This window comes from Novosphingobium capsulatum NBRC 12533, assembly GCF_001598375.1.
Taxonomy (GTDB): Bacteria; Pseudomonadota; Alphaproteobacteria; order Sphingomonadales; family Sphingomonadaceae; genus Novosphingobium; species Novosphingobium capsulatum.
The window spans coordinates 194,210-210,387 of sequence record NZ_BCYV01000009.1; the positions used below are offsets into that span (position 1 = coordinate 194,210).

General features: G+C 68.6%; 15 protein-coding genes. 4 read left to right on the forward strand and 11 right to left on the reverse strand.

Annotated features, from left to right (window positions below):
- Window positions 1-154 precede the first annotated feature (154 nt).
- From tatC to SCA01S_RS09465, 11 genes are all read right to left on the reverse strand, one after another.
- Window positions 155-1,024, reverse strand: a complete 870-nt coding sequence (tatC, locus tag SCA01S_RS09415) for a twin-arginine translocase subunit TatC (protein WP_062785084.1) — start codon at window positions 1,022-1,024, stop codon at window positions 155-157.
- Entirely contained in the window at window positions 1,021-1,491 is a 471-nt protein-coding gene (gene tatB / locus SCA01S_RS09420) for a Sec-independent protein translocase protein TatB (protein ID WP_084390901.1), read from the reverse strand. The genes tatC and tatB overlap by 4 nt, the downstream gene beginning before the upstream one ends.
- Window positions 1,492-1,520: 29 nt before the next feature.
- Window positions 1,521-1,793, reverse strand: coding sequence for a Sec-independent protein translocase subunit TatA (locus SCA01S_RS09425; protein WP_062785086.1), 273 nt, complete (start codon window positions 1,791-1,793; stop codon window positions 1,521-1,523).
- 75 nt (window positions 1,794-1,868) lie between these two features.
- On the reverse strand, window positions 1,869-2,471 hold the full coding sequence (gene scpB, locus SCA01S_RS09430) for an SMC-Scp complex subunit ScpB (RefSeq protein WP_062785221.1): 603 nt from the start codon (window positions 2,469-2,471) through the stop codon (window positions 1,869-1,871).
- On the reverse strand, window positions 2,468-3,280 hold the full coding sequence (locus SCA01S_RS09435) for a segregation and condensation protein A (protein WP_062785088.1): 813 nt from the start codon (window positions 3,278-3,280) through the stop codon (window positions 2,468-2,470). The genes scpB and SCA01S_RS09435 overlap by 4 nt, the downstream gene beginning before the upstream one ends.
- 6 nt (window positions 3,281-3,286) lie before the next feature.
- Complete coding sequence (nagZ, locus tag SCA01S_RS09440; protein WP_062785090.1) at window positions 3,287-4,303, reverse strand: beta-N-acetylhexosaminidase; 1,017 nt, start codon at window positions 4,301-4,303, stop codon at window positions 3,287-3,289.
- A 114-nt stretch (window positions 4,304-4,417) separates the two neighbouring features.
- Complete coding sequence (locus tag SCA01S_RS09445; protein WP_062785092.1) at window positions 4,418-5,137, reverse strand: SPOR domain-containing protein; 720 nt, start codon at window positions 5,135-5,137, stop codon at window positions 4,418-4,420.
- A 5-nt stretch (window positions 5,138-5,142) separates the two neighbouring features.
- Window positions 5,143-6,906: an arginine--tRNA ligase gene (gene argS / locus SCA01S_RS09450; protein WP_062785094.1), complete on the reverse strand. Its 1,764-nt coding sequence runs from the start codon at window positions 6,904-6,906 to the stop codon at window positions 5,143-5,145.
- 83 nt (window positions 6,907-6,989) lie between these two features.
- The gene (gene nudC, locus SCA01S_RS09455) at window positions 6,990-7,919 is read right to left on the reverse strand and encodes an NAD(+) diphosphatase (RefSeq protein WP_062785096.1); all 930 of its coding nucleotides are present in this window, start codon (window positions 7,917-7,919) and stop codon (window positions 6,990-6,992) included.
- Window positions 7,916-9,229 carry a serine hydrolase domain-containing protein gene (locus SCA01S_RS09460; RefSeq protein ID WP_062785223.1) on the reverse strand — a complete coding sequence of 438 codons (1,314 nt, stop codon included), beginning with the start codon at window positions 9,227-9,229 and terminating at the stop codon, window positions 7,916-7,918. The genes nudC and SCA01S_RS09460 overlap by 4 nt, the downstream gene beginning before the upstream one ends.
- 63 nt (window positions 9,230-9,292) lie before the next feature.
- Window positions 9,293-10,423, reverse strand: a complete 1,131-nt coding sequence (locus SCA01S_RS09465; RefSeq protein ID WP_084390902.1) for an A/G-specific adenine glycosylase — start codon at window positions 10,421-10,423, stop codon at window positions 9,293-9,295.
- Window positions 10,424-10,437: 14 nt separating this feature from the next.
- Between SCA01S_RS09465 and SCA01S_RS09470 the strand changes: the two genes are divergently transcribed.
- Genes SCA01S_RS09470 through SCA01S_RS09485 form a run of 4 tightly spaced genes read left to right on the forward strand, consistent with a single transcriptional unit; the run spans window position 10,438 to window position 16,109 of the window.
- Window positions 10,438-11,082 carry a DUF721 domain-containing protein gene (locus SCA01S_RS09470; protein WP_022676846.1) on the forward strand — a complete coding sequence of 215 codons (645 nt, stop codon included), beginning with the start codon at window positions 10,438-10,440 and terminating at the stop codon, window positions 11,080-11,082.
- Complete coding sequence (locus SCA01S_RS09475; protein WP_022676845.1) at window positions 11,079-11,834, forward strand: thioredoxin domain-containing protein; 756 nt, start codon at window positions 11,079-11,081, stop codon at window positions 11,832-11,834. Before SCA01S_RS09470 ends, SCA01S_RS09475 begins: the two co-directional genes overlap by 4 nt.
- 47 nt (window positions 11,835-11,881) lie before the next feature.
- Complete coding sequence (locus SCA01S_RS09480; protein WP_062785098.1) at window positions 11,882-12,631, forward strand: thioredoxin domain-containing protein; 750 nt, start codon at window positions 11,882-11,884, stop codon at window positions 12,629-12,631.
- 37 nt (window positions 12,632-12,668) lie between these two features.
- Window positions 12,669-16,109, forward strand: a complete 3,441-nt coding sequence (locus SCA01S_RS09485) for a chromosome segregation SMC family protein (protein WP_062785100.1) — start codon at window positions 12,669-12,671, stop codon at window positions 16,107-16,109.
- The last annotated feature ends 69 nt before the right edge of the window (window positions 16,110-16,178 follow it).

Here is a 16,178-nt window from a genome sequence, read left to right on the forward strand (position 1 = left end):
CATCCCGGCGCTGCGTTGCCAAGCCCTGACGGTGTTCTCCCCTCGCACCCGGGCACGGCCATGCGGGCAGCGGAAAAATTCGGCCGCGCATGCAAATTCCCTCAAGACTGCGCAGGCGGTGGGGGCCAGTGATGGCCCCCACCGCATAGCCATGTCAGGGCAGCAATTGCGTAGGATTGCCGCTGGCCTGCTGGGCCGCAGCGGCCGCATCAGCCGCCGCTTGGGCCGCTTCTGCCGCGGCTTCTTCGGCGGCCAGGCGGGCCTTTTCCTCGGCATCGGCCTTTTCGACAAAGCGCATCACGATCAGCGTGCCTTCGAACAGGATCAGCAACGGGATCGCCAGCATCAGCTGCGACACCACGTCAGGCGGGGTGATCAGCGCAGCCAGCGCCACGATGCCGACAATCACATAACGCCGCGCCTTGACCAGCGCATCGCGGCTGACGATGCCCGCGCGGTTGAGCAGCATCAGCAGCACCGGCAGCAGGAACGACACGCCGAACGCCAGGATGAACTGCATCACCAGCGCGAGATATTCCTCGATCCCCGGCAATGCTTCTAGTTGCAGGCCGCCTTTGTTGCCCTGGAACCCGACGAACCATTTGAACGCCGTGGGCATGACCACGAAATAGGCCAAACTGGCGCCCATGCCGAACAGGATCGGCGTGGCGATCAGGAACGGCAGGAACGCGCGCTTTTCCCGGGCATAGAGCCCGGGCGCGACAAACGCCCAAAGCTGGTTGGCGACCACCGGGAAGCTGAGCAGGAAACCGGAAAACAGCGCCACTTTCAGATTCACGAAGAACGCCGAATAGAGCTTGGTATAGATCAGCCGGCCATGCCCGGCCGGAAACGCCAGGCTGAGCGGGTGGACCAGGATCGCCAGGATGGCGTCGACAAAGTAATAGCTGATCGCCGAGGTCAGCGCCAAGGCATAGACACAGCGCAACAGGCGGGTGCGCAACTCGATCAGGTGATCGAGCAGCGGGGCCTGGGTGTCATCGATATCGCGTATCTGGATCACGGTTGGCCCGGCTCGGTGTGGGGGTGAACGGCAGGCACCACTGCCGCATGGCCTTCATCGGCCGGCTGCGGACCGCGCGGACGCTCGCCCCTGCTTTCCACCGGCAGCAACTTTTCAGGCGGCGGCGGAAGCGGCGCGGGATCGGTCGGCGCATGGGGCGCAAGCACCGGATCGACCGGATGCGCCGGCGCTTCGGCGGTGGCGGCATGGGGCGTTTCCGCCGCGCTCGCAGCCGCGCTTTGCGCCATGATCTGCGCGTTCTGCTCCTGCCACTTCTTTTCCATGTCAGCCAGTTCCGCCTCGCGGATCATGGTTTCGATACCGGCGCGAAAGTGGTTGGAAACACGGCGCATCTTACCGATCCAACGGCCAGCGGTGCGCAGTGCGAGCGGCAGATCCTTGGGCCCGATCACCACGATCGCCACGATGACGACCAGCAGCAATTCGGACGGCGCAATATCGAACATCGATGGTCAGCCCTGCGTTATCGGGCCGATCAGGCCTGCGGCCCCTGCGGGTGATCGCCCGGCTGCTGCACCGGCGCGGGGTGCACGGGCGGCTGCGGCGCGACGGGGGGAACCGGCGGGGTCTGCTGGATCTGGACCGGCGGCGGGGTTACCGGAGGATTGGCTTCCTCGTTCATGCCCTGCTTGAAGCTTTTGATACCCTTGCCGAAATCGCCCATCATTTCAGAAATGCGGCCACGCCCGAACAAAATCAGCACGACCAGCGCCAGAATGATCAGGTGCGGTAGAGAAAGGCCACCCATTTCAAATTCTCCTTTGCCTGCCCAGATAGGGGATGTTCCCGCACTTCGCCAGCGGGCAAAGCCGATTCTTGTCGTTTAGTCCGCCTCGCCCGGTTCGTCTGGCGTATCGGCATCCTCCTCCCGGTTGCCGGTGAGCACGGCATAGGCTTCGTCCACCGGATCGAGCAGCCCGGCGGCGCGCAACTCGCCGATGCCCGGCAGGTCTGCCCGGCTGGAAAGACCGAAATGGCTGAGGAACTGCGGCGTGGTGGCATAGATGGTGGGGCGGCCCGGCACTTCGCGCCGCCCGGCGATACGCACCCAGCCCGCTTCCATCAGCACATCGAGCGTGCCCTTGGCGGTCTGCACGCCGCGGATCGCCTCGATCTCTGCCCGGCTGACCGGCTCGTGATAGGCGATGATCGCCAGGGCCTCGGTCGCCGCGCGCGACAGGCGCCGCACTTCTTCCTTTTCCCGCCGCAACAGGTGCGCCAGATCGGGCGCGGTCTGGAAATGCCAGCGCCCGCCGCGCTCCACCAGATGCACCCCGCGCGGGGCATAGTGCTCTGCCAGCAGGGCCAGCGCCGCGCGCACGTCTGCCCCGCCCAGGTGGCGCGAAATCTCATCAGCACGCAGGGGTTCCTGCGCGGCAAACAGCGTGGCTTCCACCGCGCGCACCAGATCGTCGGGGGCGCTCATGGCCTGGCGCCCTGCAGCGGCCGGATCAGCAGCGGGCCAAAGCATTCGGCCTGCACCAGTTCCACCCGCCCCTGCTTGGCCAGTTCCAGCGCCGCCAGAAAACTCGACGCCAGGGCCGATCGCGCCAATTGCCGATCGGCCGCGCCGTTGATCGCCATGGGAGGCAGGAAGGCGCGCAGATCGCGCCATTCCAGGCTGGTGCCCAGCAGCGCGGAGATGCGGGCGAGCGCGGCATCGAGCGTCATCACCGGACGCTCGCGCACCATGTGCACCACCGGCCGGTTGCGGTGCTGGATCTGGCCATAGGCCTGGATCAGGCCAAACAGATCGGCCTGCCACAGCGACCGGCGGGCCAGCGTGATGCCTTCCGGCGCGCCGCGCGTGAACACGTCGCGCCCCAGCCGGTCGCGTGCCATCAGCCGGGCGCCCGCCTCGCGCATGGCGCCCAGCCGCTGCAGACGCAGTTGCAGACGCAGCGCCATTTCTTCCGGGCTGGGCTGCATATCGGGATCGCGCGGCAACAGCAGCAGCGATTTGAGATAGGCCAGCCAGGCGGCCATCACCAGGTAATCGGCCGCCAGTTCCAGCTTCAGCGCCTCGGCCCGGTCAATATAGCCAAGATATTGATCGACCAGTTCGAGGATCGAAATCCGCCGCAGATCAACCTTTTGCCGCCGCGCCAGATCGAGCAGCAGATCGAGTGGGCCTTCCCAGCCATCGAGATCGAGATAGAGCGCGTCGCCGGTCGCCACAGCCGGGGGCAGCCCGTCCCACAGCGCGTCGTCCTGCGGCTCTGCCCCCTCGGCCATGCCGGATCAGGCCAAGGCCAGCAGCGTGTCGCGCCGGGCGAAAAGCTCTGCCTGCAAGGCCACGTCGCGCGGCACGGCCACCGGTGCCGTGGGCGCTAAGGCGCGGTCCAGCCGCGCGGCAGTCTGCGCGCTCATCGGCGCCAGGGATTGCGCGATGCCGACCATGTCGGGCATCCTGGCCCAGCAGTTGAGCGCGATATCGCACCCGGCGGCCTGCGCCCGCGCCGCACGTTCCGGCACGGTGCCCTCTAGCGCCGCCATGTCGAGATCGTCGGTCAGCAGCAGCCCGTCAAAGCCGATGCGGCGGCGGATGACCTCGGCAATGATGAACGGAGACAGCGTGGCCGGCAAATCGGCATCCCAGGCGGTGAAGCGGATGTGCCCGGTCATGCCGATGGCGGCGCCAGACAGGGCCTGGAACGGGGCGAGATCCTCGGCCAGTTCGTCTTCCCCGGCCGTGACTGTGGGCAGTTCCTTGTGACTGTCGGCCATGGCGCGGCCGTGGCCGGGCATATGCTTGATCACGCCCATCACCCCGGCGCGCGCCAGGCCATCGAGCGTGGCACGGCCCAGCGCGGCCACGCGCTGCGGTTCCTTGCCCAGGGCGCGATCGCCGATCACGTCATGCGCGCCGGGCTGGCGCACATCGAGCAGCGGCAGGCAATCCACGCTGATGCCAGCTTCGGCCAGATCGATGCCCAAGGCTTGCGCATTGGCGCGCGCCGCCTCGATCGCGCTCGCGGGCGCCACGTCATAGAGCCGGTCGAACGCCTCGCCAGCGGGATAGGGAGCCCACACCGGCGGCTTCATCCGCGCGACGCGGCCGCCTTCCTGGTCGATCGAGATCAGCAGCCGGTCGCGCCCGTGCAGGTCACGCAGCGAATCGGTCAATGCGCGCAACTGTTCGCGCGATTCCACATTGCGGCCGAACAGGATGTAGCCGGCAGGATCGGCGTCCTGGAAAAAGGAGCGCTCGTCGGCGGTGAGAACGGGGCCGGAAAGGCCGAAAATGGCTGGAAGCATCGGGGCAGCTTTCCCGCAATTCGGCGCCTTTGACAAGCCACGCAGGCCTTGCCGCCCCATCCGCATTTCCGCATTCCCCGGATGAAGCCATCCGGGGTCAGGCTGACCGGCCGATCAATGCTTGACCTGGCACTTCACCCCTTCGCCCTGCAGCGTGTTGCACAGCGAATTGGCAGCGCCCGCGTCGCCGGGCACGGCCTGGAGGCGATAGACCGTGCCGATATCGGCCTTGCCGGCGATGATGCGGTGGTTGACGCCCTTGAGGCTTTCATGCGCGACGACCAGCTTGTTCCACCCGGCTTCGGCCAGGGCCTGGCTCGAAAACGCGCCAACCTGCACGCCCACGCCGCTGACCGGCGCCGGGGCGGGCGCGGCCTTTTCAGCAGGCTTGTCTGCCGGCTTGGCCGTGGCGGATGCGCTGGGCGCGGGCGCTGGCGCATCCTTGGCCGCAAGGGCCGCGGTCGGGCGTTCACCCTCGCTCACCTTGAAGCTGGAATCGCCGGTGCCCTGGAAGGTCTTGCCGCCTGGGTCCTTGGGCGCAACCTTGTAGGGTTCCTTGCTCGCCTCGATCAGGCTGCCATCGGCGGCCGCCGGGGCGGCGTTGCGGTGCGTGGCCCAATAAATCGCCCCGACGATCGCGAAGAGCAGGATCACCGCCAGCACGCCAAAGCCGATCAGGCGCCCATTGTCCGGGCCTTCCTCTTCCAGATCGACATCGTCGGCGCTTTCCAGCCAGGGCAGGCGTTCTTCGCTGCCCAGGTCCAGCGCCTGCGCGCCGGTGCCCTGGCCATTTTCGCCCAATGCGGCGTTGTCGTGCTGATCCCCGTTCACCATTGCCTTCAAAGCTCCTGCGCGGCCTCAACCCCCAAGATGGCCAGCCCGTTCTTCAATACCTGCCCGATTTGCGCGGCCAGGAAAAGGCGCGCCTCGGTCAGGGCTTGATCCTGTGCCACAATGAAGCGCTTTTCAGGCTTGTCGTTACCCACGTTCCAATAGGCGTGGAACGCGGCGGCCAGATCATAGAGGAAAAAGGCGATGCGATGCGGCTCGCGCGCAACCGCGGCGCCTTCCACCATGCGCGGGAACTGCGCGGCCTGCTTGATCACGGCGAGTTCTTCCTGGCCCAGCAGCGCGAGATGGGCAGCGCTGGGCGCACAGCCCAGTTCGGCGCCCTTGCGCAGGGTGGAAGAAATCCGGGCATGGGCATATTGCACATAGAACACCGGGTTGTCCTTGGAGGCTTCCACCACCTTGGCAAAGTCGAAGTCCATCTGCGCATCGGGCTTACGGGTCAGCATGGTGAAACGCACCACGTCCTTGCCCACTTCCTCGACCACGTCGGCCAGCGTCACGAAATTGCCCGCGCGCTTCGACATCTTGACCGGCTGGCCATCGCGCAGCAGCTGCACCATCTGCACCAGCTTGACTTCGAAAGGCTTGGGGCTCGCGCCTTCTGCCCCGGTCAGCGCGGCGACGGCGGCCTTGATCCGCTTGACCGTGCCGGCATGGTCTGCACCCCAGATATCCACCAGCGCATCGGCGGTTTCCGCCTTCTGGAAGTGGTAGGCCAAGTCGGCGCCGAAATAGGTCCAGCTGCCGTCCGACTTCTTGATCGGGCGATCCTGGTCATCGCCAAACCGCGTGGAGCGGAACAGCGGCAGTTCGACCGGTTCCCAGTCTTCGGGTGTCTTGCCCTTGGGCGCTTCGAGATGGCCGTCATAGACCAGATCGTGCGCGCGCAGCCAGGCTTCGGCCGCCTCGGGCTTGCCAGCGGCCTGCAGTTCCGCCTCGGACGAGAAGAGATCGTGAACGATGCCCAGCTTGGCGAGGTCTTCCTTGATCATCACCAGCATCGCGGCCACCGCCTTTTGGCGGAACAGCACCAGCCATTCGCTTTCGGGCGCGGCGACATAGCGATCGCCGAATTCGGCCGCGAGCGCCTGGCCCAGCGGGATCAGGTATTCACCCGGATAGAGGCCTTCGGGAATGCCGCCAACATCTTCGCCCAGCGCCTCGCGATAGCGCACGTGCGCCGAGCGGGCGAGCACATCGACCTGCGCGCCGGCATCGTTGACGTAATATTCCTTGATCACCTTATGCCCGGCAAATTCGAGCAGGGCCGCGAGGGCATCGCCCACCACCGCGCCGCGGCAATGGCCCATGTGCATCGGCCCGGTGGGATTGGCCGAGACATATTCGACGTTCACCGTGCTGCCACCGCCCAGGGTAGAGCGGCCATAGCTGTTTGCGGCCTGGCCAATCAGGGCCAGTTCGTCGGTCCACGCGGCATCGGCCAGGCGCAGGTTGATAAAGCCCGGACCGGCGATCTCGGCGCTGACGACACGCGGATGGGCGGCGAGTTCCTCTACCAGCAGCGCGGCCAGCGCGCGCGGGTTGGTGCCAGCGGGCTTGGCCAGGACCATCGCCGCATTGGTGGCCAGATCGCCATGCGCGGCATCGCGCGGCGGTTCGCACGTGACGGCGCCGCGCGGCAGGCCGGCGGGCAGCGCGCCCTTGGCGACAAGGGCATCGAGCGCGGCATCGATCACGCCGGCATAGGCAGCGAACAGCGTCTGGGCGGCAACGGGGCTATCGGTCGTCATGGCACGGGCCGATAGCGAATTTGTGGGGCGTTGGAAACCCGAGCGGCGCGGGCATGCGCAACGCTGGTTCAGCCAACGCCGGTTCAGGCCCGGTGCGCCATCCACCATTCCAGCAGGTGCCGCGCCACCGCCGTATGGGTCGGCGCCCCGAACGGCGCATCGGGCCGGCCCTCCAGCGCGGCGCTGACTTCTTCGCGGGTGAACCAGCGCGCGTCTTCCAACTCGTTCTGGTCGATAGTGATGGTGGGATCATCGGCCAGGGCATGGCAGGCGATCATCAGCGACGAGGGATAGGGCCAGGGCTGGCTGGCGACATAGCGCACGTCACGCACGCGCACGCCGGCTTCCTCCAGCACTTCGCGTGCCACGGCTTCCTCCACCGTTTCGCCCGGCTCGACAAAGCCGGCCAGCGCGGAATAGCGCCCGGCGGGAAAGCGCGGCTGGCGCCCGAGCAAGAGGCGCCCATCATGTTCGACGAGCATGATCGTGACCGGATCGACGCGTGGAAAGTGATCAGCGCCGCATCCCGCATTGCTGCACGAGCGCTGCCAGCCGCCCTTGGTCGCCTGCGTGGCATGGCCACAGCGTGCGCAAAAGCGGTGGCGCGCGTGCCAATCGACCAGGCTGCGCGCGCCGCCATAGATTGCCAGATCGCGCGCCGGCATGGCATCGAGCAAGGCGCGCAGATTGGGCGCGGCCGGCGCCGTGCTGCCGCCAAGGCCAGGCGCGGCGGCGGCAAAGCAACCCCGCCCCGCTTCATCCAGTCCCAGGAACACCAGGTCCGCTCCATCCGGCGCGGATTGCAGCGGCGCCCAGGTCAGCCCGCCATCGGCCCCAAATTCCGGCGCCAGACCATCGAGCACCAGCAACTGCGCGTCGGGCGCGGCCTGCACCGCCGCCAGCCGCACCGGATCGGTGCGCACCGCATCGGCCCGGTCCAGCGGATTGCCGGCATAGGCAATCGGCGGCAGCGCGCGGGCCAAGGTGCGGGCCAGCGTGTCGGTAGTGGTCATGCGGCAACCTTGTGCTGGGCCAGCAGCCGCGCGCGCACATCGCTGCGCACGGCCTGGGGGAATGCAGTATCGAACGGATAGGCTGTGCTGGGCATGAACTGGGCAAAGAACCCGCCGCGCACGCCGCCCACCTTGCTGATGAAGCCGATCGTGCCAGCCGCGCCCGACCAGCCATAGGTGCCCGCCGAATCGCCAAGGCCAACGCGGCCGCCCGCGCCAAAGCCATGGCCGGCAATCCACGTACCTGCAGTACTGGCGCCGGGCGGCAACAGGTTGCTGGTGCCCATGTCGACCGCCCGCTGGCTCATCACCCGCTTGCCGGCAAACACCCCGCCGCCCAGCAGCATGGCCAGGAACCGGTCATAATCGCGCGGCGAACTGATCAGGCCTGCGCCGCCAAACGGAAAGGCCGGCGGATCGAGATAGACCGAATTGGTCGCGCCATCGATCGGCAGCAGGCGGCCATCGGCCACGACATAGTTGGTGGTGAAGCGCGGCACATCGGCCGGGGCCAGCTGGAACGTGGTGCTGTCCATGCCCAGCGGATCGAAGAAACGCGCTTTCAGGAAGGCGCTGAACTCTTGCCCGGAAGCCAGTTCGATGATCCGGCCCATCAGATCGAGCGCCACCGAATAGGACCAGCGCGTGCCCGGCTGATAGACCAGGGGAAGGCGGGCGAGATTGTCGGCAAAGGCAGCCAGGCTGGGCGCGGTATGCACTTCGCCAAAGCCCGGCAGCGGCACGCGGGTGGCGCGATAGGGCATGATGCCGGCCGCGGCATAGGCATCGCGGATCGGGCCGGTCTGGATAATGGTATAGCCAAGCCCGGCCGTGTGCGTCAGCAGCTGGCGCACGGTGATCGGTGCGGTTGCCGGCACCACCTTGTCCACCGGGCCGGCCGGATCGACCAGCACGTTCATGTGGGCATAGGCCGGCAGGAAATCGGCGATCGGCTGATCAAGGCCGAGCTTGCCTTCGTCGATCAGGATCATCGCGGCCATGCCGGTGATCGGCTTGGTCATCGAATAGATGCGGAACAGGGCGTTTTCATCCAGCGGCCGGGCATCGCCGCGCGTGCCGTTGCCGCGCGCCACCACCTCGGGCGGGGCATCGCCCCAGCCCAGCGTGGCAACCGCGCCGGCCAGCTTGCCGCTGCTGACATAGTCATCGAGCAGGCCGGTAATGGCCGGCAGGCGCGGATCGGTCGGCGCGGCATGGGCCCAGCGCTGCAACAGCAGCCCCCCGCCCAGCAGCCCTGCCCCGCCCAGCAGGCCACGACGGCTGAGCGCCGGGGTTTGCGGAAGTGTCATGCGATCGTGCATTGCAGCCAAACCTTTCCTAGACGCCTGTTCATCGTTGCGCCCACGGCGCTTTCACCCTTCGTGCGCACCGGCCAATGCCAGGCGTACCGCCTTGGCAAAAACCGTTGGCAACCCGGCATTTTCCATGTCGCTGCGGGGCCACCACTGCGCACCGGGAATGTGGGCGCCGGGGATATTAGCGGGAGAAAATCCTGCGCCTACCAACAAATGCAGATCGAGATCGAAATGGGTAAAGGCATGGCGCACCACCCCGGCGGATCGCCAGGTTCCGGCCACCGGCGGCTGGCCATCACCATCGGCCCGCGCGCTCCAGCCATCGTCGGGTAGCGCCCGCATGCCGCCCAGCATGCCCTTGCCCGGCCGCGTCACCACCAGCACCTGCGCCTGGCCATCGGCATCGACCCGTTCGATCCAATAGGCATGCCCCCGGCGCTGCGGCTTGGCTTTCTTGGGCGCCTTGACCGGCAGCGCCTCGGCCCGGCCTTCCGCCTCTGCCCGGCAGGCGCCGCGCAGTGGGCAAAGCAGGCAGCGCGGCGCCTTGACCGTGCAGATGGTGGCGCCCAGGTCCATCATCGCCTGGGCGAAATCACCCGCGCGCGCCGTGGGCGTGATTGTGGCGGTGGCCGCGCGAATGGCAGGCCGCGCCGCAGGCAACGGCACATCGATGGCAAACAGCCGCGCCACCACCCGTTCGACATTGGCATCGACCACTACGGCATGCCGGCCAAACGCGATCGCCGCCACTGCCGCTGCGGTATAGGCGCCAAGGCCCGGCAGCGCGCGCAGGCCCTCCTCGGTATCGGGAAAAGCGCCCAGCGCGGAAACCGCGCGCGCGCAGGCCAGCAGATTGCGCGCGCGGGCATAATAGCCCAGCCCCGCCCAGGCCGCCATGACCGCCGCGTCGTCGGCGGCGGCCAGATCATGCACGGTGGGCCAGGTGCGGGTGAATTTCTCGAAATAGGGGCCGACCGCTGCCACGGTGGTCTGCTGCAGCATCACTTCCGACAACCACACGCGGTAGGGATCGGGGGCTGGCGTTCCCGGCCGGCTGCGCCAGGGCAGCACCCGCGCATGGGCATCGTACCAGGCCAGCAGGGCCGCGGCCACGCCATGGCTGGCCGGCACGCTTGCGGTTTCATCACGTTGGGCGGGGAAATCGTCAGGATGGCCACTGGCTTGCATGGCGCCGCTATGGCATGGCAGGCGCCATCATGGAAAGCGATCAGGCCAAACCCCGCCCTGCCCGAAAGGGTGCCGCCAAGCCGGCCGCCAAGCCAGCCAACGCGGCAGCGAGCAAGGCCGCGCCCAAGGGCTTTGAGCGCAAGCGCGGCGGAGAGGCACGGCAGATTGCCGACTTGATGCCGGCGATCGGCCGCACCGCGTTTCGCCGCTTCGGCTTTGTGCAAAGCTCGGTCGTGACCCGCTGGCCCGAAATCGTCGGCACGGCCCATGCCCGCCATTGCATGCCCGAATCGATCCGCTTTGCCCCGGGCGAAAAGGCCGACGGCATCCTGCAACTGGTGGTAACCCCCGCCCATGCCCCGCTGATCCAGCACGTGGTGCCCGAGATCATCGAGCGGGTGAACCGCTTCTTCGGCTATCGCGCCGTGGCCAAGGTCAAGCTGCGTCAAGGCGTGGTTCAGGCGCCACGCCCGACAGGCCCTGCGCCGCTGGCGCCGCCGACGTTGAAACCGGTGCCGATGGACCTGGGCGACAGCCTGCGCGCCGTGGGAGACCCGGAACTGCGGGCCGTGCTGGAATCGCTCGCCCGCTCGCTGGGCGAAGCCAGCGCCAAACCAGAACCAAAGCCAAACCGGGACAACAGGGATATCCGCAAGTGACCATTCCGAACGTGACCACGACACTTCGTTCCACTGCCAGGGCCATGGCCCTTTCGCTTGCCGCCGCGCTTGCCACGCTGGTGGCCAATCCGGCCCAGGCTGCTCCGCCGAAAAAGGCGCCCGCCGCACCCGCTGGCCGCAACTGGAACCAGACCGTGGTGCGCACCGCGCGCGACAGTTTCCTGCTCGGCAACCCCAATGCCCCGGTCAAGCTGGTGGAATACATCAGCTATACCTGTCCGCACTGCGCCCATTTCACCCAGGAAGCCGATGCCCAGTTGCGCCTGGGCTTCATCGCCCCGGGCAAGGGTTCGATCGAGGTGCGCAATTTCGTGCGCGACCCGATCGACCTGACCGTGGCGCTGCTCACCCACTGCGTGCCGCCCGCACAGTTCTGGCAGACGCACCTGATGTTCCTGACGCGCCAGGACGATTGGATCGGCCTGGAAATGACCGCCAGCCCGGCCCAGCGCCAGCGCTGGATCACCGGCCCGCTGGCCAGCCGCACCCGCGCCATCGCCAGCGATTTCAAGTTCTATGACATGATGGCCTCGCGCGGGGTCAGCCGTACCGCGGCCGATCGCTGCCTCGCTGACGAAGGCCTGGCCAACCGCCTGGCCGCCGGCACCAAGGACGCCGCCGAAAAGGACTATGTCGAAGGCACGCCGGCCTTCATGATCAACGGCTTGCCGCTGGCCGGCACGGCCAGCTGGGCCGCGCTCAAGCCGCAGCTTGAAGCGCGTATCAACTGATCGGCACGCCCCTCCCTTTACCGCCCCATGCAACGGGAAAACCTGTGATGAAATTTGCCACCACACGCCTTGCGCTTCTGGCCCTGCCGCTAACCCTGGGTCTTGCTGCCTGCGGCAAGAAGGACGATGCCGGCGGCCCGGCCGCCCAGTCTGCCGCTGCCCTGCCCACCGTGGCCCCGCCCGCCGGCAAGGCCTGGAGCGATGTGGTCAGCAAGAATGCCGATGGCGGCTATGTGATGGGCAATCCCGACGCGCCGATCAAGCTGATCGAGTTCGGCTCGCTCACCTGCCCGCACTGCGCCGAGTTCGAGGAAAAGGGCTTCCCCAAGCTGCGTGACACCTATGTCAACAGCGGCCGCGTCAGCCTGGAATTCCGCAATTTCGTGCGCGATCCGTTCGACACGACGATGGCCATGCTGACCCACTGCGGCTCGCCGGAAAGCTTCTTTGCGCTGACCCAGCAGGTCTATGCCAACCAGAAGGACATTTTTGCCAAGCTGCAGCCCGCCGCCAAGGAAATCCAGGCGATGAACCTGCCGCCCGCGCAAATGTTCGGCGTGATGGCCGACAAGGGCGGCCTGATCGATTTCTTCGGCGCGCGCGGCATTGCGCGCGATCAGGCAATGGCCTGCCTCGCCAATTCCAAGACCGCCGAAGCCCTGGCCAGCGACACCCAGACCGCCGGTGACAAGTACACTATCAGCGGCACGCCCACTTTCATCGTCAACGGCAAGAACGTGGACGTGGCCACCTGGGAACAGCTGGAGCCGATCCTGCAGCGCGCCGGCGCGCGCTGATCCCCGTTCCGGGGATGGGGCCAGGGGGGCCGGGGCGATGCATTTCCAGCGGTTGAAGCTTTCGGGCTTCAAGAGCTTTGTCGAGCCGGCCGAACTGCGCATCGAACCGGGGCTGACCGGCGTGGTCGGCCCCAACGGCTGCGGCAAGTCGAACCTGCTGGAAGCGCTGCGCTGGGTCATGGGGGAGGCTTCGGCCAAGGCCATGCGCGGCGCGGGCATGGACGACGTGATCTTTGCCGGCAGCACCAGCCGCCCGGCCCGCGCCTTTGCCGAAGTGGCCCTGACCGCCCAGACCGACCCGGAAGATCAATGGGGCGGCGAACTGGAAGTGGTGCGGCGGATCGAACGCGGCGCCGGTTCCGCCTATCGCGTCAACGGCCGCGATGTGCGCGCCAAGGACGTCGGGCTGATCTTTGCCGATGCCGCCACTGGCGCGCATAGCCCGGCACTGGTCAGCCAGGGGCGCATTGCCGCAGTCATCGCCGCCAAGCCGGCCGAGCGGCGGATGATGCTGGAAGAAGCAGCGGGCATTGCCGGCCTGCACGTGCGCCGGCGCGATGCCGAACAGAAGCTGCGCGCCACCGAGGCCAATCTGGCGCGGCTGGAAGACCTCATGGCCGGGCTCGATGGCCAGATCGCCGCGCTGCGCCGCCAGGCCCGGGCGGCAGAGCGCTATCGCGCCGTATCCGACAAGATCCGCGTGGCCGAGGCGCGGCTGGTGTTTGCCCGCTGGCGCGATGCCGCCGCCGCTGCCCAAGCCGCGCGTGAGGCCGCTGCCCGTGCCGAGGCGGCTGTCGCCAGCGCCCAGGCCACCACCGTCACCGCGCAAGGCGCGCAGCACAGCGCCGCCACGGCCCTCGCCCAAGCGCGCGAAGAGCTGTTCGATCGTCGCCAGGATGCCTCTGCCCATGGGCAGCGCATGGCCGCGCTTTCCGCACAGCTCGAGGCAGCCGAACAGCGCGTGGCGGATATCGATCGGCAATTGCGCGCGATCGAGGAAGACCGCGCCCAGGCCGACCAGTTGACCGCCCAGGCGGCGCAAGCCCTGGCCCAGCTGGAAAGCGACCTGGCCAGCGCCGAAGCCGCCCTGCTGGCCGACGAAGCACGCCGCCCGCTGTTGGCCGGCGCGCTGGACGAGGCGGAACGCGCCGCCCGCGCCGCTGAATTGGCCCAGGCCCAGGCCCAGGCGCAGCAAGCCGGCGTGGAGGCGGAATGGCGCGTGGCCCAAGCCGCGCTAGCGGCCGCGCAAACCGCGCTCGCCCGGCTGGACGGCGAAGCCCAGCGCCTCTCCGGGCGCCGCGCGGCCCTGGCTGCGGAGCCCGATCCCGCACTCGCCCTCGCCGAAGCGGAACGCCGCCGGGAAGAGGCTGCCACTACCCTGGCGGCGCAGCGTGCCCGGCGCGAGGAATTGGCCACCACGCGCGAGGCTTTGACCCAGGACCGCGACGGCGCCGCCAATGCCCTCGCTACCGCGCGCGCCGAACTCGCCGGCGTCGCCCGCGAGGCCGAAGCCCTGGCGCGGGACAAGGCGGCGCGGGCCAAGGCCGCCGCGGCGCGCGGGCGCGGGCCATCGGCGCTGTCGGGCTGCCGCGTCGCCCCCGGCTGGGAACGCGCGCTGGCCGCCGTGCTGGGCCGCGATGCCGCGGCGCCGCTCGGTCCGGCGCCAGCGGCCGGCGAAGGGCGGTTCTGGACCGGCGCCACACCGCCCGCGCCGCTGGCCGATGCGCTGCTGCATCACCTGCGCGCGTGCCCGCCAGAACTCGCCGCGCGGCTCGCCTGGGTGCGCGCGGTCGAGGTCGACAGCGGCGAGGCGCTCAACCCCGGGGAATGGCTGGTCACCCGCGCCGGGCACCTGCGGCGCTGGGACGGCTTTGTCGCACGCGGCGAAGGCGCGGCCGAGGCGGCCGCCCTAGAAGCCGACAATCGCCTGGCCGATCTGGAGGCGCGCCGCCCCGCGCTCGACGCGGCGGTAGCAGCGGCTGAGGCCGCCCATGATGCGGCGCGCGATGGACTGGCCCAGGCCCAGGCGGAATGGAGCGGGGTGGAACGCTTGATCGGCCAGGCGGCCGAGGCCGAACGCAGCGCCCTGCGCGCGGTGGATCAGGCCGAAGCGGCACGCGCCCAGCAGGATGCCCGCGCCGCGGACCTCGCCCGGCAAGAAGCGGCCCTCGCCGAACAGATCACGGCAGCCCAGGCCGAGGCAGAGAGCGCCCAAGCCCGCCATGCCGCGTTACCCGATCCGGCGGAAGGCCGCGCCGCCGTTGCCACGGCGCAGGCCCAGCACCAGACAGCACGCACCGCCCTGCAACAGGCCATGGCAGCCCATGCCGCCCTGGAACAGGCCTTGGCCGTCGGCCGCGAGCGGTTGGGCGGCATGAAGGCCGACATGCGCAACTGGCAGGCCCGCGCCGGCGACGCGGCCAAGCGCTTGGCGCAAATGGCGACACGCGCCCAGGACCTGGCCGCCGAACGCGCGATCAGTGCCGCCAAGCCGGCCGGCCTCATCGCCGAAATCGAACAGGGCGAAGCGATCCGCAACCGCCTCTCCACCGATCTCGCCCAGGCCGAAGCCGCGCTGGCCCAGGCCGAGACCGCCGGCAAGGCCGCCGATACGGCCCTCGCCCAGGCCACCGAAGCCCTGGCCACCGCGCGTGAGGCGCGCGCCACGGCCAGCGCCCAGGCCAGCCACGAAGACCAGCGCCGCCAGGAAATGGCCAGCATTTCCGGCGAGCGCTTTCAATGCCCGCCGCCCCTGCTGCCCGAACGCTTTGCCTTTGCCGGGGCCGAGGTGGGCGATGCCGCCAGCGAAAGCACCACGCACGAGCGGCTGCTGGCCGAGCGGGAGCGGATCGGCCCGGTCAACCTGGTGGCGGCAGACGAACTCGCCCAGGCCGAGGCGCGCCAGGCCGAAAGCCTGGCCGAACAGGCCGAACTGGCCGAAGCGGTCAACCGCCTGCGCGGCTCGATCGGCAACCTCAACCGTGAGGGGCGCGAGCGCCTGCGCGCCGCGTTCGAGGCGGTGGACGGGCATTTCCGCCGCCTGTTCACCCGCCTGTTCGGCGGCGGCGAAGCCCATCTCGCGCTGGTCGACAGCGACGACCCTCTGGAAGCAGGCCTGGAAATCATGGCCCAGCCGCCAGGCAAGCGGCTGCAATCGCTGACGCTGCTGTCGGGTGGCGAACAGGCCTTGACGGCAGTGGCGCTGATCTTTGGCCTGTTCCTCACCAATCCCGCGCCGATCTGCGTGCTCGACGAAGTGGATGCCCCGCTCGACGATGCCAATATCGAACGCTTCTGCGACCTGCTCGACGCCATGGTGGCCGAAACGCAGACCCGCTATCTCATCGTCACGCACAACGCCGTGACGATGAGCCGCATGCACCGCCTGTTCGGCGTGACCATGGTGGAGCGCGGCGTCTCGCGCCTGGTCAGCGTGGACCTGGGCGGCGCCGAAGAACTGCTGGCGTCGGCAGTTTAGGCGCGCAGGATCAAAAGCGCGGGCGCGCACCGTCATGTCGCGCGCGCCCGCGCGTGCGATTAGTGCAGG